General features: G+C 71.9%; 16 protein-coding genes and 1 pseudogene. 6 read left to right on the top strand and 11 right to left on the bottom strand.

Translation table 11 applies throughout. From position 1 onward, the window contains the following. Positions 1-41: 41 nt before the first annotated feature. On the bottom strand, positions 42-1430 hold the full coding sequence (locus tag ACH4ZX_RS01740) for an MFS transporter (RefSeq protein WP_398265832.1): 1389 nt from the start codon (positions 1428-1430) through the stop codon (positions 42-44). Positions 1431-1654: 224 nt separating this feature from the next. Between ACH4ZX_RS01740 and ACH4ZX_RS01745 the strand changes: the two genes are divergently transcribed. Then, positions 1655-3217, top strand: a complete 1563-nt coding sequence (locus ACH4ZX_RS01745) for a hypothetical protein (protein WP_398265835.1) — start codon at positions 1655-1657, stop codon at positions 3215-3217. Here the strand turns inward: ACH4ZX_RS01745 and ACH4ZX_RS01750 are convergent. The 3 genes from ACH4ZX_RS01750 to ACH4ZX_RS01760 all read right to left on the bottom strand — a co-directional run bounded on the left by ACH4ZX_RS01750 (position 3163) and on the right by ACH4ZX_RS01760 (position 5298). Continuing rightward, positions 3163-3336: a hypothetical protein gene (locus tag ACH4ZX_RS01750; RefSeq protein WP_398265838.1), complete on the bottom strand. Its 174-nt coding sequence runs from the start codon at positions 3334-3336 to the stop codon at positions 3163-3165. The two genes, ACH4ZX_RS01745 and ACH4ZX_RS01750, sit on opposite strands and share 55 nt — an antisense overlap. Positions 3337-3359: 23 nt before the next feature. Further along, positions 3360-3716, bottom strand: coding sequence for a PRC-barrel domain-containing protein (locus ACH4ZX_RS01755; protein WP_398265841.1), 357 nt, complete (start codon positions 3714-3716; stop codon positions 3360-3362). A 136-nt stretch (positions 3717-3852) separates the two neighbouring features. After that, positions 3853-5298: a glyceraldehyde-3-phosphate dehydrogenase gene (locus ACH4ZX_RS01760; protein WP_360748938.1), complete on the bottom strand. Its 1446-nt coding sequence runs from the start codon at positions 5296-5298 to the stop codon at positions 3853-3855. A gap of 201 nt (positions 5299-5499) precedes the next feature. Here ACH4ZX_RS01760 and ACH4ZX_RS01765 point away from each other — a divergent pair, with 201 nt between their 5' ends. Beyond that, positions 5500-5901: an SseB family protein gene (locus ACH4ZX_RS01765; protein WP_360748935.1), complete on the top strand. Its 402-nt coding sequence runs from the start codon at positions 5500-5502 to the stop codon at positions 5899-5901. A gap of 36 nt (positions 5902-5937) precedes the next feature. Here the strand turns inward: ACH4ZX_RS01765 and ACH4ZX_RS01770 are convergent, their stop codons facing one another. The 6 genes from ACH4ZX_RS01770 to ACH4ZX_RS01795 form a co-directional block, all read right to left on the bottom strand. Then, positions 5938-6339, bottom strand: coding sequence for a MarR family winged helix-turn-helix transcriptional regulator (locus ACH4ZX_RS01770; protein WP_398265846.1), 402 nt, complete (start codon positions 6337-6339; stop codon positions 5938-5940). An 86-nt stretch (positions 6340-6425) separates the two neighbouring features. Beyond that, positions 6426-6626 carry a VOC family protein gene (locus ACH4ZX_RS01775; RefSeq protein WP_398265849.1) on the bottom strand — a complete coding sequence of 67 codons (201 nt, stop codon included), beginning with the start codon at positions 6624-6626 and terminating at the stop codon, positions 6426-6428. 72 nt (positions 6627-6698) lie between these two features. Beyond that, on the bottom strand, positions 6699-7730 hold the full coding sequence (locus ACH4ZX_RS01780; protein ID WP_398265852.1) for a LacI family DNA-binding transcriptional regulator: 1032 nt from the start codon (positions 7728-7730) through the stop codon (positions 6699-6701). Next, positions 7727-8632, bottom strand: a complete 906-nt coding sequence (locus tag ACH4ZX_RS01785) for a carbohydrate ABC transporter permease (RefSeq protein WP_398265855.1) — start codon at positions 8630-8632, stop codon at positions 7727-7729. The genes ACH4ZX_RS01780 and ACH4ZX_RS01785 overlap by 4 nt, the downstream gene beginning before the upstream one ends. Continuing rightward, a complete protein-coding gene (locus ACH4ZX_RS01790) occupies positions 8629-9552 on the bottom strand; it encodes a carbohydrate ABC transporter permease (protein ID WP_398265858.1) in 924 nt (307 codons plus the stop codon). The genes ACH4ZX_RS01785 and ACH4ZX_RS01790 overlap by 4 nt, the downstream gene beginning before the upstream one ends. Next, the gene (locus tag ACH4ZX_RS01795; protein WP_398265861.1) at positions 9549-10877 is read right to left on the bottom strand and encodes an extracellular solute-binding protein; all 1329 of its coding nucleotides are present in this window, start codon (positions 10875-10877) and stop codon (positions 9549-9551) included. Before ACH4ZX_RS01795 ends, ACH4ZX_RS01790 begins: the two co-directional genes overlap by 4 nt. Positions 10878-11110: 233 nt before the next feature. Between ACH4ZX_RS01795 and ACH4ZX_RS01800 the strand changes: the two genes are divergently transcribed. From ACH4ZX_RS01800 to ACH4ZX_RS01810, 3 genes are all read left to right on the top strand, one after another. Then, positions 11111-13135, top strand: coding sequence for a beta-galactosidase (locus ACH4ZX_RS01800; protein WP_398265864.1), 2025 nt, complete (start codon positions 11111-11113; stop codon positions 13133-13135). Positions 13136-13272: 137 nt separating this feature from the next. Continuing rightward, complete coding sequence (locus ACH4ZX_RS01805) at positions 13273-14832, top strand: glycosyl hydrolase 53 family protein (RefSeq protein WP_398265867.1); 1560 nt, start codon at positions 13273-13275, stop codon at positions 14830-14832. Between the two features lie 222 nt (positions 14833-15054). Continuing rightward, entirely contained in the window at positions 15055-15192 is a 138-nt protein-coding gene (locus tag ACH4ZX_RS01810; protein WP_398265870.1) for a hypothetical protein, read from the top strand. A 12-nt stretch (positions 15193-15204) separates the two neighbouring features. Here the strand turns inward: ACH4ZX_RS01810 and ACH4ZX_RS01815 are convergent, their stop codons facing one another. Then, complete coding sequence (locus ACH4ZX_RS01815; protein WP_398266665.1) at positions 15205-15996, bottom strand: ribonuclease BN; 792 nt, start codon at positions 15994-15996, stop codon at positions 15205-15207. A 398-nt stretch (positions 15997-16394) separates the two neighbouring features. On the opposite strand from ACH4ZX_RS01815, the pseudogene ACH4ZX_RS01820 reads away from it, so the two are divergent. Then, positions 16395-17359, top strand: a pseudogene (locus tag ACH4ZX_RS01820) (SMP-30/gluconolactonase/LRE family protein). Positions 17360-17423 lie beyond the last annotated feature (64 nt).

Below are 17423 nucleotides of genomic sequence, written 5' to 3' on the forward strand. Positions count from 1 at the left end.
CCCCGCACGCACACTGCGTACGGGGGCCGGTACCCGGAGGATCACACCGTGCGCGCGCCCTCCGCCGCCCGCGCCGTGGCCTGCTCCTCGCCGGCCGGGGAGGCCACGTCGGCCAGGTCCCGGTGACGCGTCTCCCGCGCCACACCCACGGCGACGAGCGTGAGCACGGCCGCGGCGATGACGTACAGGGCGATCGGGGTGGAGCTGTCGTAGTCGGCCAGCAGCGCGGTCGCGATCAGCGGGGCCGGGGCGCCCGCCGCGACCGAGGCGAACTGGGCGCCGATGGAGGCGCCGGAGTAGCGCATCCGGGTCGCGAACATCTCGGAGAAGAACGCGGCCTGCGGCGCGTACATCGCGCCGTGCAGCACCAGGCCCACGGTCACGGCGAGGACCAGGCTGCCGAAGCTCCCGGTGTCGACGAGCGCGAAGAACGGGAACATCCACAGCCCGACGCCGGCCGCGCCCAGCAGATACACCGGACGCCGCCCCACCCGGTCCGACAGCGCGCCCCAGGCGGGGATGACCGCGAAGTGCACGGCCGACGCGATCAGCACGGCGTTGAGCGCGGTCTGCTTGGAGACGCCGGCGGACGTCGTCGCGTACACCAGGATGAACGCGGTGATGACGTAGTAGCTGATGTTCTCCGCCATGCGTGCGCCCATCGCCACCAGCACGTCACGCCAGTGGTGGCGCAGCACGGACACCAGCGGCAGCTTCTCCGGCTCCGCGTCGCGGGCCGCCCTGCGGGCCTCGGCGTGCGCCAGCGCCTGCTTGAACACCGGCGACTCGTCGACGGACAGCCGGATCCACAGCCCGACGATCACCAGCACGCCGGAGAGCAGGAACGGGACCCGCCAGCCCCACGAGACGAAGGCGTCGTCCGACAGCAGGGCCGTCAGCGCGGACAGCACGCCCGTCGCGAGCAGCTGCCCCGCGGGCGCGCCGGTCTGCGGCCACGAGGCCCAGAACCCGCGGCGCCGCGCGTCCCCGTGCTCGGACACCAGCAGCACCGCGCCGCCCCACTCGCCGCCGAGCGCGAAGCCCTGCACCAGGCGCAGCGTGGTCAGCAGCACCGGAGCGGCGGTCCCAGCCGTCGCGTGCGTGGGCAGCAGACCGATCGCGCACGTCGCGCCGCCCATCAGCAACAGGCTCAGCACCAGCAGCTTCTTGCGCCCGAGCCGGTCGCCGTAGTGCCCGAACACCAGGGCGCCCAGCGGGCGGGCGGCGAATCCGACGGCGTACGTCAGGAACGACAGCAGGGTGCCGACCAGCGGGTCGGAGTCCGGGAAGAACAGCTTGTTGAAGACGAGCGCCGCGGCGGAACCGTAGAGGAAGAAGTCGTACCACTCGATGGTGGTGCCGATGAGGGACGCGGCGACGATGCGCTTGAGGCTGTTCGGGGCTGGTGGAGCGGTTGCGGGCGACGACATCGGCACCACTTCCTGAGGTGTGACGGGGACGTTTGCGTGTCGCCACACCGTAGGAATCCGCAGGTCAGGCGCACATGTGGCGGGGCAACATAGTTCGAGGGTCGGCTATGCGTGCGGCCACCATGCCGGCTCGGGAAGACGGGTTCAGGGGACCGATGGTGGTCGAAACGAGTGCCGCCCGGGACGCGTAGTTCAGGGTGATTTGACGGTCGGTGCTGACTCCGGTGCCGGAGACACGGTCCGCCGCCGCACCGCCGCCCACCGGCAACGCGGTCCAGCAACGTCTTCAGGAACTCTGGGCGGTCGTCGACGCCACCTTCGGCTCCCAGCCGCTCCCGCAGGAGCTGCGCAACGGGCTGTTCAACTCGCTGCGCCTGATCGAATCGGCGCGCGCCGGGCACCCCGGCTTCGGCGCCGGCCTGGACCTCGACGGCATCACCCGGATGCTGTTGCACCTTGCGCCGGACGCCCCGGTGGACGCGGCCCGGCACTACGATGCCCTCTCCCTCGCGAGCAGCGCCCATCGCCGGGGCCGTGCCGGCAGCCTGGACGCCCTCGCCGCCTACGGGCTGACCCGGCAGGGTTACCCGCAGCAGTCCCTGCTCAGCGGCGACGACGGCGCCCCGCACGGCAGGAACTGGAGCGGGCGTCCCGGCATCCGCCTGAACACGGACGTGGCCGCCGATTCCCGGGGCGTTCACCCCGCGTCCTGGGGGCCCGCCGCCCACGCGACGGTGGCCGAGCGGAACGACGAGGGAGTGGTGCTGGCGGACGGCAGGCCGGTGTCGGACGAGGAGTTCGCCGAGCTGGTGCGGCACGACCCGCAACGGCAGCCGGGTGCGCCCGTGGTGATCCTGATCGGTGAGGAGGACGGCCGCAACGAGGCCCTCGCCCGGGTGATCGCCGACCGCACCGGAACCCGCGTCTGGTTCACCTACGGCCGCCTGCTGCTGGAAGCGGCTCCGGACGGCCGCCGGGTGCCGGTCCTGGCCGCGCCGGCCTTCGGGAGCGATCCGGCCGGGACCTGGATCCCCGCCGACCCGGGACTGGTCCCGGACGACCCGGCGGCCACCGTCAGGGCGGCGAACGGCACACTCCGGCAGTGGCTCGCCCGTCAGGTGGCGCAGGAAGACCTGCCCGGGAGCCCTCCGGGGCTCACCGGCGCCGACACGGTGACCCTGGCCGAACTGAGGGACGCGGGCATCGAGATCACCACCGGTATGGACGTCGAGGCGCAACTCGGGGGAGGCGTGCGCGGCAGCGGACTGGCGCCGCTCGACCAGGTACGGCTGCTGCTGGCACGCCCCGGCCCGTGGCCGGAGGGGCTCGACGCCGTCGCGGAAGCGGTGGCGCGGAAGCGGTGGCGCGGCGGGTCTGGCGGTCGGCGTTCACGGAATTTCGACGGCGCGGTCCCGGACACGGACGCCGTCCGGGCGTGGGACACGGCCCTCGGCCCCGTCCTGCCGGGCGGCCGTCCTCCGCGTTCGCGGACTGGCGGTATGCCGGGGAGGGGTTCCGTGACGCGGTGCGCCGGCTCGCCGTCCTTCTGGCTGAGTGGGCTGACCCCCGCACGGTCGCGCGCGTCGCCGCGCGGCTCCGGGAGAGCCTCGGACTGCCGCCCCCGGGGACGGAAGATGCCGATGCCCGGCAGGAGAAACAGCAGGACCCATGCCAGCATCTCGATGACGCCGGCCGTGTGCCCGCGCCGGCCCGTCTGCCCGCCCTGCCGCCGTCAGCGGGTGATGCGGTGCTTCCTCCCGCCCCGGCGGAAGCGCACCGCCGCGTAGACGAGATCGACGCCGAGGATCACGGCGCCGATGATCAGAAGGTAGGACAGGCCCTGGGCGGCGAAGCCGATGATGCCCAGGACGAGGGCGACGAGAAGCAGGAAGAGGAAGAGGGTCATCACGTCTCCGTCGGCCGGGTGCCTCAGCGGCGTCCGAGGCGCCGCTCGCCGCCGGCGCCCGGCGCGTAGGACATCTCGTAGTGGGCGAAGACCTCGGGCTCCTCGGAGGCCGGCAGCTCGCCGTCGGTGTCGATCGACGGGGCCTTCTTGACCACGTCCTTGCCGTGGGCGACCTTCAGATAGCCCGGGCCGACCGTCGCGCCGGGCAGGGGAACGAACACCAGACGGCGGCGGGTGGGCAGACCGACGGTGACGGTGGCGAAGAAGGGCTGGTCGGTTTTCGTGTCCACGTAGACCGACTCCAGCTGGCCGATCCGGTGACCGTCCTGGTCCACGACATCGTGGCCCCGCCACTCACGGATATCAGACGCCTCGAACATAAGGACCTCCCGCCGCCGGAGTACCCCCGATCACGCCGCTGATGTCACGCGGTACCGACGGGCGCCGAACCCGTGCTGGAGCGTCCGGTGCGGGGCCCGCGACGGGGCCGCGCACCGGACGCTCCGTCCGGCCGGGTCAGACCGCCGGGCTCGGGAACGTCGGGTACTCCACCCCGGAGACGTGCTGGACGACGCGGATGACCTGGCAGGAGTAGCCGAACTCGTTGTCGTACCAGAGGTAGAGGATGGCGTTGTCGCCCTCGACCTTGGTGGCGCCCGCGTCGACGATCGAGGCGTGGCGCGAGCCGATGAAGTCGCTGGAGACCGCGTCGGGCGCCGTGGTGAAGTCGATCTGGCGCTTCAGCGGCGAGGTCAGCGACACCTCGCGCAGGTAGTCCAGGACCTCCTCGCGCGACGTCTCCCGCGCCAGCTGAAGGTTGAGGATCGCGATCGAGACGTCCGGGACGGGCACCCGGATCGAGCTGCCGCTGATCGGCGCCTTCAGGTCGGGCAGCGCCTTCGCGACGGCGGACGCCGCGCCGGTCTCGGTGATGACCATGTTGAGCGGCGCCGAGCGGCCGCGCCGGTCGGCCTTGTGGTAGTTGTCCAGCAGGTTCTGGTCGTTGGTGAACGAGTGGACGGTCTCCACGTGACCGCGCCGCACTCCGAACTCGTCGTCCATCGCCTTGAGCGGCGGCACGATCGCGTTGGTGGTGCAGGACGCGCAGGACAGGATCTGCTCGTCCGGCTTGATCGTGTCGTGGTTGACGCCGTGCACGATGTTCGGGACGTCGCCCTTGCCCGGCGCGGTCAGCACGACCTTGTCGATGCCGGGACGCAGGTGCTGCGAGAGGCCCGCGCGGTCGCGCCACTTGCCGGTGTTGTCGATGAGGATGGCGTTCTTGATGCCGTACGCGGTGTAGTCGACCTCGGACGGGTCGTTCGCGTAGATCACCTCGATCGCGTTGCCGTTGGCGTAGATCGTGCTGTTCGCCTCGTCGACGGTGATCGTGCCCTGGAACTGGCCGTGGATGGAGTCACGGCGCAGCAGCGAGGCGCGCTTGACGAGATCCTGCTCGCCGCCGCCGCGGACGACGATCGCGCGCAGCCGCAGGCCGTTGCCGGAGCCGGCCTTCTCGATGAGCAGGCGGGCCACCAGCCGGCCGATGCGGCCGAAGCCGTAGAGGACCACGTCGCGGCCCTCGCCGCGCTCGATCTTGTTGGCGCCCGTGGCGCCCGCGACGGCCTCGGCGGTGAACTGCTCCACGCTCAGACCGCGGTCGTCGGTCCGGTAGGTCGCGGCGAGCATGCCGATGTCGATCTGGGACGGACCGAGGTCGAGCGCGGTGAGCGCCTGGAGGAACGGCAGCGTCTCGGTGACCGAGAGCTCCTCACCGGCGATCTGCCGGGCGAATCGGTGGGTCTTGAGAATGCTGACCACCGACTTGTTCACCAGGGAGCGGCTGTGCAGCAGGACGTTGACGTCCCGCTCGCGGTGCAGCTTCCCGATGATCGGGATCATCGACTCCGCGATCTCCTCGCGGTGCTTCCAGTTGGTGAACGAGGCGTCGTTGACAGTCACAGGTTCATCTTTCGAGCTAGACGGCGCTCATATGTTAAACCCTCGCCGTCCGGTCATGTCACACGGGGTGGCCGTTCCCCGTTCCGTGCAGGAATGGCCCCGTCCGGATCGGGTACGCGAGCAGGACCGTGCCCGGCGGGCGGTCCAGGCTGCGATCTTGTCCGGGGCGGGCCTACGACCATCGCAACCAGGGGATCTGCCATGGACACACCCGCGCATGACCACAACGTCACTCCGGCCAGGCGGGCGCTGGACGCACTGGCCGTCAACACCGACGACACGGCGGCGCTGGACACGCTGGCGAGCAGCGAGGTGCTCGTTCCCGTGCCCGACGACGCGACCCCGGAGGACATCGCCGATCCGTCCGCGGTGGCGCTGCCCGTCCTGGAGCAGCCGGGCGGCAATCCGGTGGTGCCCGTGTTCACCTCGGAGCCGGAGATGGTCGAGCTGCTGCCGTTCGTCTCCCGCTACCGCCTGGTGCCGCTGGGCGCGCTGGCCTCCCAGTGGCCGGCCGACGACCTGTCGCTGACCATAGACGCCGGCTCCGACCACCCGCTGACGCTCACCTCCGAGGGCGTGCGCACGCTGCTCGCCCGGCCGTAGGTCGTGGGGGCGTGTTCCGGGACACGCCCTCGCGGGTCACGGTGCGGTGCGGTCGTCCAGCACGCGGGTGAGCGCGGCGCGCTGCAGGGGCAGCGCCCGGGCGTGCACCTCGCGGCCCTTGGCGGTCAGGGCGACCCAGACGCCGCGCCGGTCCTCGGTGCACACGGAGCGCTCGACCAGGCCGTCCTTCTCGAGTCGGCCGATGAGCCGGGACAGCGCGCTCTGACTGAGGTGGACCCGGCCGACGAGGTTCTGCACCCGGCAGTGGTCACCGTGGGCGGGCGCCTCGGACGCGAGGAGGTCGAGCACCTCGAAGTCGCTCGCGCCGAGGCCGTGCGGGTGCAGGACCCGGTCGATCTCGCACATCGTGCGCGCGTGCACGGACAGGATGTCCCGCCACCGCTCCTCGAGCCGGGCCTCGGCCGTCTCAGCTGCCATACCCGCACGGTAACACCGGGTCCGCCACTTGTTGACTGTGCAACCAGTGCGGACGCATCCACCGCCCGGCACCCGCCGGGGACGGCTCAGGCGGGCGGGTCCTGGAGCAGCCCGACCTGGTTGCCGTCCGCGTCCTGCACGAAGGCGGTCAGCCTGCCGTTGCCGACGTCCCGCACGTCCCGCACCACCTCGGCGCCCGCCTCCCGCAGCGCGTCCGGCCGCCCCCGGATGTCGGCGGGCGCGCTCCTTGCCGGTGGCGGGCCGACGGATGTCGTCGGTGATCCCACGCCAGGGCGGGGGAGCGGCGGACGGCTTCTCCGATCCTGACCGGTTGCGGCGAACGGGCGCCGCTCACGCCGTCACGTCGACTCGCGCTTCACCAGTTCCGTCGGCAGGATCACCGCCGCCGGGTCCTCGCCGCCGATCTGGGCCAGCAGCACCCGGACCATCTCGGAGCTGATCCGGTCCCAGGGCTGGCGGATGGTGGTCAGTTCGGGGCGGGCGGCCAGCGCGGCCGGGGAGTCGTCGAAACCGCCGACCGCCACGTCCTCCGGCACGCGCCGCCCCGCCCGCTCCAGGGCCGTCAGCACACCCTGCGCCATCAGGTCGGAGGCGACGAACACCGCGTCCACGTCCGGGGCCTGCGCCAGCAGCCGCTCCGCGCCCGTCTCGCCGCTGGCCCGGCTGTAGTCACCGGAGACGATCAGCTGCTCGTCGACCTCGATCCCCGCCTCGGCGAGCACCTCCTTGTAGCCGGCCAGCCGCTCCACACCGCCCGGGGTGTCCAGCGGCCCGGTGACCACGCCCACCCGCCGCCGCCCGAGCGACAGCAGGTGACGCACCATGTCCCGGGCGCCGTCCCGGTCGTCGGCGGCCACGTAACTGACCTTCGACCCCAGCCCGATCGGCTTGCCGCAGGCGACCAGCGGCACGCCCGCCGCCCGCAGTTCCTCGGCCACCGGGTCGCCGGAGTGGCTGGAGACCAGCAGCACTCCGTCCATGTGACCCGCGGTGATGTACCGCATGATGCGCCGGCGCTCGTCCTCGGTCCCCGCCAGCATCATCAGCAGCGGGATGTCGTGCGCGGCCAGCGCCTGGGTGCAGCCGCGCAGCAGGACGTTGAAGTTGGGATCCTCGAAGAACCGCTCCTGAGGTTCCGTCAGCAGGAAGCCGACCGAGTCCGACCGCCCGGTGATCAGCGAGCGGGCGTGCCGGTTGACGACGTAACCCGTCTTGCGGATCGCCGCGTTGACCGCCTCCTGCGCGGCCGGGCTGACGTAGTGCCCGCCGTTGAGGACGCGCGAGACGGTGCCCCGTGAGACTCCGGCCTCGCGCGCCACGTCGTGGATCGTCGGCGGTCTGCGTCGGCCCCCCGTGTTGCCCATGGTCATGACTTTACGGCCCCGGAGAGCAGATCGAGGCTCCAGAACCGTTGGACCACCAGGAACAGCGCGACCAGCGGGATCACCGCCAGGAACGCGCCGGTGATCACCAGCGTGTACAGCGCGGGCTGGTTGGAGCCCTGTTCGAGGAGGGTGTACAGACCGAGCGTGATCGGGAACTTCTCGTCGTCGCTGAGCATGATGTACGGCAGCAGGAAGTTGTTCCACACCGCCACGAACTGGAACAGGAACACCGTCACCAGGCCCGGCACCATCATCGGCAGCGCGATCCGGGTGAAGACGCGCCATTCGCTCGCGCCGTCCATCCGCCCCGCCTCGACGATGTCGCCGGGCACGGCGGCGGCCGAGTAGATGCGCGCGAGGTAGACGCCGTACGGCGAGAGGATCTGCGGCAGCAGCACGGACCAGTAGGAGTCGGTGAGGTCCGCCTTCGCCAGCAGCAGGTACTGCGGGACGGCGAGGATGACCGGCGGCATGAGCACGCCGGCGAGGAGGATGTTGAAGACCGCCTCGCGGCCGCGGAAGCGGTAGACCGCGAGCGCGTAGCCGCTGACCGCCGACACGCACGTCGACAGCAGGGCGCCGAGACCGGCGTAGAGGGCGGAGTTGCCCATCCACTTCCAGTACACGCCGTCGCGGTAGGAGGTGAGGTCCTTGACGTTGTCGGCGAAGCCCGTGCCCGGCAGGAAGGTGAAGGTGGAGAACAGTTCGCGCCCGGACTTGGTGGACGCGATCACCACCCACGCCACCGGCAGCAGCGTGTAGAGGGCGCCGAGCACCAGGGTGACCGTCGGCACCCACGCGATCCGGGGGCGCGGCGGCGGGCCCTGCACGGTACCGGGCGTGGCCCCGGCCGTCGGCGCGGCCTTGTGTACGGCAAGAGAACTCATCGTGCTGCCTCCTGCTTCCGACGCCGGTTCGCGGCCCGCAGGAACCCGAAGGACAGCACGAGCGTGGCGAGGGCGAGGAGCACGGCCTCGGCGGCCGCCTGGTAGACGTCACCGGTACGGAAGGCGTCCCGGTAGACCTTCATCAGCGGACTCCACGTCGTCGACACGGAGTTGGTGAGCGGTTTGAGGGTGGTCGGCTCGTTGAACACCTGGAGCGTGGCGATGATCGAGAAGAAGAAGGTCAGCACCAGCGAGGGCGCCACCATCGGGATCTTGATCCGCAGCGCGATCTGCAGCGGGGTGGCGCCGTCGAGCCTGGCCGCCTCGTACACCTCGGCCGGGATGGCCCGCAGCGAGGTGTAGATGACGATCATGTTGAAGCCGGTGCCGCCCCACACCGCGATGTTCGACAGGGCGAGGTAGAGCGGACCGCCGTCCAGCAGGTCCGGCTGCGGCAGCCCCAGCTTCGCGAGCAGGTAGTAGAACGGGCTGACGTCGGGCAGGTACAGGAAGCCCCACAGCAGCGCCGCCACGACGCCGGGGATGGCGTACGGCAGGAAGATCGCGAGCCGGGTGACGGGCGCGAGGCGCACCCGGTCGGAGTCGAGCATCAGGGCGAACAGCAGGGCGAGGCCGAGCATCACCGGCACGACGACGCAGCCGTAGCCGAGCACGCGCAGCGCGCCGTCCACCAGTTCGCTGTCGGTGAGGGCGTCGGTGTAGTTCTCCAGGCCGGCCCAGACCTCCCTGCGGGCGCCCGCGCCCAGGCCGAGGCCGGAGACGTGGACCTTGCGGAAGCTGAGCCAGACCGCGTAGCCGATGGGCAGCGCGAAGAACAGGGCGAAGAGGGCCGTCGCGGGGAGAAGGAAGCCGTAAGGGGCCCCCTTCACCCCGTACGGCTTCCGGCGTGCGGTTCTCACTCGGAGACCTCGAAGCCCTGCTTCTTGAGGTCGGCGACCGTGGTGTCCTGCATCGTCTGCAGGGCGGCGGTGAAGTCCGACTTGTTCTTCGCGGCGGCGCCGAAGGCGTCGTTGAAGGCGGTGTAGGCGACGTTCACGTTCGGGCCCCAGGCGGAGGGCGCCGTGGTCTTCGCGATCTCGGCGGCCTTGGTGTAGAAGTCCGGCTGGTCGGAGAAGTAGGCCGGCGGGGTCGCGAAGGCGCCGCTGGTCTGGGCGTTCGTGGCGGCCGGGTAGATGCCGCTCTCCTTGGCCAGGGCCTGCAGGGCCTGGCCGTCGGTGTTGAGCCAGGCGGCGAACTTCGCGGCCGCCGCCTTGTGCGCGGAGTCGGTGGTGACCGCGGTGGAGGAGCCGCCCCAGCTGCCGGTGACGTTCTCGCCCGCCGACCACTGGGGGAGCGGGGCCATGGCCCACTTGCCCTTGGTGTCGGGCGCGGCCGTGGTCAGCGTGCCCGGCGCCCACACGGCGGAGACCCAGGCGATCTGCTTGCCGGTGTTCAGCGCCTTGTTCCAGGCCGGGGTGTACATCGGCTGGTTGTCGACGGCGCCCTCCTTGACCAGACCGCCCCAGAAAGTGGCCACCTTGCGCGTCGCCGCGTCGTCGATGCCGACCTTCCACTTGTTCCCGGCGGTCGTCCACCACTTGGCGCCGGCCTGCTGGGCGAGGCCGGCGAAGAGGCCGGAGTCGTTGGCGGAGAAGGTGGTGAGGTCCTTGTCCGGGGCCTTCTTCTTCAGCGCGCGGGCGGTCTCGGCGAACTCGTCCCAGGTGGCGGGGACCTTCAGGCCGTACTTCTGGAACAGGTCGGCGCGGTAGTAGAACATCATCGGCCCGATGTCCTGCGGGACGGCGTAGACCGCGTCCGTGCCGAGCGTGGTCTGCTGCCAGACGCCGTCGGCGAAGCTGCTCTTCGCGTCGCCGACCTCACCGGATATGTCGGCCAGCGCGTCGTTGCTGACCAGCGTCGGCAGCGCCTGGTACTCGGCCTGCACCAGGTCGGGCGCCTTCTTCGCCTTGTGCGCGGTGAGGATCTTGGTGATCAGCGAGTCGCCGGAGGCCTGCTTCTTCACGGTGACCGTGATCTTGTCCTTCTTGCCCTGGCCCTTGTTCCACAGGTCGACGACCTTGTCCATGCCGGGCGTCCAGGTCCAGTAGGTCAGCGAGATGGGACCGGACTCGGTGCCGCTGTCGTCGTCGGACGAGCCGCAGGCGGCGAGGGCGGTGGCGCCGAGGGCGACGGCGACGGCGGCGGCTGCGCCTCTGACGAGCCGTCCGCGCTGGGTGTTGGGCATGGATCTCTCCCCTGACCTGGGGCCCCCGCCCGCTGCGAGGGCCTGCCATGGTGGTGCCGCGGCTCGCCTCCCTGACCTCGGCCGGGGCTCGCTCGCGGTGCTCTGTGAGCGTTCACAGTAGAGAAACATCCCGGACACTTGTCAATGGTTGTTGCTGTGCGGTTATGTTGGGCTCGCACGGCCGCCGCCGTGTGTGCACGTTCCCAAATGATCGATTAAACGGGAGAGATTCCATGCCGGAGACCACCCCCAGGGGCCTCACCGGGCTCGCCTTCGGCGGGGACTACAACCCCGAGCAGTGGCCGGAAGACGTCTGGCAGGAGGACGTCCGGCTGATGCGGGAGGCCGGCGTCACGATGGTGAGCGTCGGGATCTTCTCCTGGGCCCTGCTGGAGCCCTCGCCGGGTGTGTACGACTTCGCCTGGCTGGACCGCGTCCTGGAGCTGCTGCACGAGGGCGGCATCCGCGTCGACCTCGGCACGCCGACCGTGGCCCCGCCCGCCTGGTTCTACCGGGCCCACCCCGAGGCGCTGCCGGTCACCGAGGACGGCGTGCGCTACGAGTTCGGCTCCCGCGCCGCCATCTGCCACAGCAACGCCGACTACCGTGCGGCCGCGGCGAACATCACCACACGGCTCGCCGAGCGCTACGGCGACCACCCGGCGCTCGCGATGTGGCACGTGCACAACGAGTACGGCGTCCCCGTCTCGGCCTGCTACTGCGACTCCTGCGCCGCCCACTTCCGCCGCTGGCTGGCGGCGGCGTACCGCACCGTCGACGCCGTCAACGACGCCTGGGGCACCGCCTTCTGGGGCCAGCGGTACGCCGGCTTCGACCAGATCAACCCGCCGCGCCGCACCCCGACCGTCGGCAACCCCGGCCAGGCCCTCGACTACCGGCGCTTCGCCGACGCCACCATGCGGGAGAACTTCGTCGCGGAACGGGACATCCTGCACCGCCTCTCACCGGGCGTGCCGGTCACCACCAACTTCATGACCGCGCTCAGCCAGTGCGACTCCGTCGACTACTGGGCCTGGGGCCGCGAGGTCGACATCGTCACCAACGACCACTACCTGATCACCGACGGCCGCCGCACCCACGTCAACCTCGCGATGGCCGCCGACCTCACCCGCTCCGTCGCCGGGGGCGCCCCCTGGCTGCTGCTGGAGCACTCCACGTCGGGCATCAACTGGCAGCCCCGCAACCCCGCGAAGGCCCCCGGCCAGATGGCCCGCAACTCCCTCGCCCACGTGGCCCGCGGCTCCGAGGGCGCCCTGTTCTTCCAGTGGCGCCAGTCCCGGCGCGGCGCCGAGAAGTTCCACTCGGCGATGCTGCCGCACGGCGGCACCGAGACCCGGGTGTGGCGCGAGGTCGTCGAGCTGGGCGCGGCGATCGACTGCCTCGCCACCGTCCGCTCCACCCGCACCGAGGCCGACGTGGCCGTCCTGTGGGACTGGCAGTCCTGGTGGGCGCAGAACCTCCAGTGGCGCCCCAGCGAGGACCACGACCCGCGTGAGCGCGCCGACGCCTTCTACGAGGCCCTCTACGACCGCCACCTCACGGTCGACTTCGCGCACCCGGAAGCCGACCTGTCGAGGTATCCCCTTGTCGTCGTGCCCGCCCTGTACCTGATGACGAAGGCAGCCGGCGCCAATCTGGAGAGGTACGTCGACGGTGGCGGCACCCTCGTCGTCTCGTACTTCTCCGGCATCGTCGACGAGCACGACGCCGTCCACGAGGGCGCCTACCCGGGCCCGCTGAGGGACGTGCTCGGCCTGACCGTCGAGGAGTTCTCGCCGCTGCTGCAGGGGCAGTCGGTGCGGGTCGCCGGACCGGACGGCCGCGAGCTCGCCGCCGACGTGTGGAGCGAGTTCGTGGTCCCCGGCGGCGCCGAGACCGTGTGGACGTACGCCGACGGCCTGCCCGCGGGCCGCCCGGCGGTCACCCGCCACCGCCACGGCCTGGGCACCGCCTGGTACGTCTCCACCCGCCTCGGCGCGGACGGCCTGGACGCCCTGCTGGAGCGGGCCGCCGAGGACGCCGGCCTCGCGCCGCGCGCCGACCTGCCCCGTGACGTGGAGGTCGTACGCCGCACCGGCGAGTCGGGCAGCTACCTGTTCGCCGTCAACCACACCGCGTCGGACGCCAAGGTGCCGCTGGAGACGCACGGCACCGAACTGCTCACCGGCGAGCGCGCCGCGGGCCGCCTCGCGGTCCCCGCGGGAGCCGTCCGGGTCGTACGACTCGACGGCAGGTGACTGTCCGGCACGACCCGCCGGACAGTCGCCGAGCAGGCTCCCCTCCGCCCGTGGAGCCGCGAGCCGCGGGCGGAGGGGCCTCCCTCGCGTCACGAGGGAACCCACCCCCATCCACGTCGAAGGGACGACGGACGACGATGTTCCATCCCAGACGCACCCTCAGGGCCCTGCTGCTGCCGCTCGTGGCGGGGCTCGCCCTCACCGCCCTGCCCGCCACCACCGCACAGGCCGCCGCCACCCTCACCAACGGCGGCTTCGAGGCGGACGGCACCGGCGCGGCCACCCCCACCGGCTGGTCGGAGTACGGCAGCACCGGCGCCTCCTACACCGAGTCCGGCGGCCACGGCGGGAGCTACCGCCTGACGCACTGGGCGTCCTCCGCCTACAAGGTGGAGACGTACCAGTACCTGTCCGGGCTGGCGTCCGGCACCTACACGCTCACCGCCTGGGTCCGCTCCAGCAGCGGCCAGAACGCCGCCTACCTCTCCCTGAAGAACTGCGGCAGTGCGGAGCAGCGCACCGATCTCCCGGTGTCCACCAGCGACTGGGTGCGCGTCGTCACCTCGGTCGCGGTGACCGCCGGCCAGTGCACGATCAGCGTCACCTCCGACGCCAACGCCGGCAACTGGATCAACGTCGACGACCTGACCTTCGCGTCCGGCTCGACCGGGCTGTCCGTCAAGGGCGCCGACATCTCCTCCCTCGCCAAGAGCGAGGCGTACGGCGGCGTGTACCGGACCAGCGCCGGCACCGCCGGCGACGCGGTCACCATCCTGAAGAACGCCGGCATGAACTACGCGCGCCTGAAGGTCTGGGTGAACCCCGCCGACGGCTACAACGACAAGGCGCACGTGCTGGCCATGGCCAAGCGCGTCAAGGCGGCCGGCATGAAGCTGCTGGTCGACTTCCACTACTCGGACTCCTGGGCCGACCCGGGCAAGCAGAACAAGCCCGCCGCCTGGTCCGGCCACACCTACAGTCAGCTGAAGACGGACGTCTACAACCACACCTACGACGTCCTCAACGCCCTCAAGGCCCAGGGCACCACCGCCGACATGGTCCAGGTCGGCAACGAGATCAACGGCGGCATGCTGTGGTCCGAGGGCTCGACGAGCAACTGGACGCAGCTCGCCGGCCTGATCAACTCCGGCTACAGCGCGGTGAAGGCGGTCTCCTCCGGCACGCAGGTCGCGCTGCACCTCGCCAACGCGGGCGACGACGGCACGGTCCGCTGGTGGTTCGACAACGCGAAGACCTACGGGATCAACTACGACGTGATCGGCCTGTCGTACTACGGCTACTGGCACGGCTCCCTGGCCGCCGCCCAGACCACCCTCGACGACGCGGCCTCCCGCTACGGCAAGCCGGTGTTCATCGCCGAGACGGCCTACCCGTTCCGTCTCGACAGCGACGACTCGCTCACCAACATCATCGACACCACCGGCGAACTGGTCGCCGGCTACCCGGCCACCACGGCGGGCCAGCTGGCCTGGATGAACGCCGTCGCGAACATCGTCGAGGCGGTGCCGAACCACCGCGGCCTCGGCGTCTTCCACTGGGAGGCCACCTGGACCGCGGTCAACGGCAACGGCTGGGACCCCACGGACGCGGCGTCCGGCAACGGCTGGGAGAACCAGGCGCTGTTCGGCTACGACGACAAGGCGCTCCCGGCCATGGCCTGGTTCACCCACCGCTGACCTCCTCAGCCCCTCCCCGGCGACGGGGTCCGGCCGCGGGGGAGCTGCCGGGCCCCGTCGCCGTCACCCGGCCCGGACGTTCGACACGGGCTGCTAGCGACGCTCGAGACGGGCCGGTGGGACGCCCGAGACGGGCCGGTAGGCACGGGACGGTAGCGCCGGGCCGTATCCGGGTACTCGGATGCGCCGTACGAGCCGGACCGGACCGGACCAGGAGGCCTGATGAGTGAGCAGACACCGTCCCAGGCCGAGGGCGAGCGGGACGACATCTCACCCGCCGAGGAAGTGCCGCGCACCACGCCCTCCCAGGCCGAGGGCGAGCGCGACGAGGACGACGAGACGGGCGCGGACCAGGGCTGAACGGGCCGCGGGTCACTCGGACGGACCCGGCCGCGCGGGGTCCGCGGAGCGGGCGGCGGCCGACGGCCCCCGCCCGCCGTGCTGGTGCCGGGGCGCCTGCCGGTCCGGCGGGTCGGCGTCCCAGAACCGCTCGCACAGCAGCCGGCCCACCAGCGCACCGCCGTAGACCACGAACCCCACGCCGACGAGCCAGGACTCCACCACCAGCACCGTGCCGACGGGGCCGTAGCTGATCGCGTTGGTGACCAGGAGCGGGGTGAACACCAGATAGGAGAACCAGCGCAGCCCGACCAGGCCCGCCATCGTGGCGATCGCGCCGGGCAGCAGGTGCCCCCATCCGACCTGCCGGTGCAGCAGGAAGTGCGGCCCCCACCAGAAGAACAGCACCCCCACCGCCATGCTGAGCGGGACGCGGGCGGGCCCCTGCAGCACGTTCCGGGTCTGGACCTGTGCGTACAGGTAGGCCATGAGCATGATCAGCCAGACGGTCTGGCGCCACAGCCGGTGCCAGGGGCCGGCGGCCGTCCGCCAGATCCGCTCGTAGCCGTTCTGCACGCTCGCGGCGAAGGAGAGCCCGAACAGCGCCAGCAGCACGATGCTCAGCACGCCGGTGGTGCTGACCACCTTGCTGGGCGGGGTGAAGACGTCCGACAGCGCCTTGGCGGACCGGCCGGACAGGTCCATGCCGTCCACCAGCCACAGGGCGAACCCGCCGTGCCCGAGCGGGTCCACGGCGGCGATCACGATCAGCAGCGGAGCCAGTGTGACCAGGGCGAGCGTGGCGAACCCCATGGCCCGGTGCATCAGCTCCAGCTCCCGGCCCCGCCGGGTCAGCTCCGCGAGCCCCAGCTGATGCCATGCCGCGCGCGGCCGGAAGCGCCGGCCGTTCAACGCGGCCACCACGGGCAGCAGGCTCCTCGGCCGGGGCGGCCGCCGGTACGCCGCCCGGGCGGACGCGACATGGGACCACCCCTTCTCCGACTTGCTCGCACACCGGACCGAGTGGCCGACGGCACGGACCCGTAAACCGGGCAGGGCGACGCGGCGCGGACCCCGAACCGGGCCGGATGACGCGGCACCGACCCGTGAACCGGGCCGGGTGACGTGGCACGGCGAGGGTACCCGGGCGCGCGCCGCGGTGCGCGGCACGAGGCGCGCGCACCTGCCAGGATGGACCGTCCCGACAACGAGGGGGAGCCTTCATGGACCGTCCCACCGCGCTCGTTCCGCGCCGGTACGTCGCGATCGGCGGACACGGCCCGGAGGACGTCGTCGCCGACGCCCGCGGCCGGGTGCTGACCGGCATCGAGGACGGCCGCATCCTGCGCGTCGACGGTCTGGCCGAGCCGTCGGCCGCCCGCGTCGAGGTGATCGCGGAGACCGGCGGCCGCCCGCTCGGCCTCGAACTCCTCCCCGACGACGCCCTGCTGGTGTGCGACGCCGAACTCGGACTGCTGCGCGTCGGCCTCGACGACGGCGTCGTACGCATCCTGGCCGACTCGGTGGCGGGGGAGCGGCTGCGGTTCTGCAGCAACGTGGTCGCCCTGTCCGACGGCAGCGTGTACTTCACCGTCTCCAGCCGCCGCTACCCCCTGCGTCAGTGGATCGGCGACCTGGTCGAGAACACCGCGACCGGCCTCCTGCTGCGCCTCGCCCCCGGCAGCGAGACCCCCGAGGTGCTCCTGGACGGGCTTCGGTTCGCCAACGGGCTCGCGGTCGGCGCCGGCGAGTCCTTCCTGGTCGTCGCCGAGACCGGGGCCTGCCGGCTCACCCGCTACTGGCTCGACGGCCCGAAGGCGGGCACCGGCGAGCCCTTCGTCGAGAACCTGCCCGGCATGCCGGACAACATCTGGCGCGCCGGTCCCGAGGGCCCGATCTGGGTCTCTCCCTCGTCGGCCCCCGCGTGCCGCCCCTGGACGCCCTGCACCGGGCCGCGCCCGCCGTGCGCCGGGCCGCCGCCCGCGTCGCCGTCCGCGCCCCCTTCCGCCCGAGCGGCACGGTCGGCGTCGTCGCGGTCGACGACCGCGGCGCGACCGTCCACCACCTCGCCCGTCACCGCTCCGGCTTCCGCATGGTCACCAGCGTCTGCGAGGCCGCGGGCCACCTCGTGCTGGGCAGCGCGTGGGAGCGCGGGATCGCGCTGTGCGAGCCGCCGGCCGCGAAGTGACCCGGCTCCGGCCCGGGCGCTACCCTGGTGCCCGGCCGCGATCACCCCTCGCGGCCCGGCGGTG

It is taken from the genome of Streptomyces sp. NPDC020490, from assembly GCF_044335305.1.
Lineage (GTDB): Bacteria > Actinomycetota > Actinomycetes > Streptomycetales > Streptomycetaceae > Streptomyces.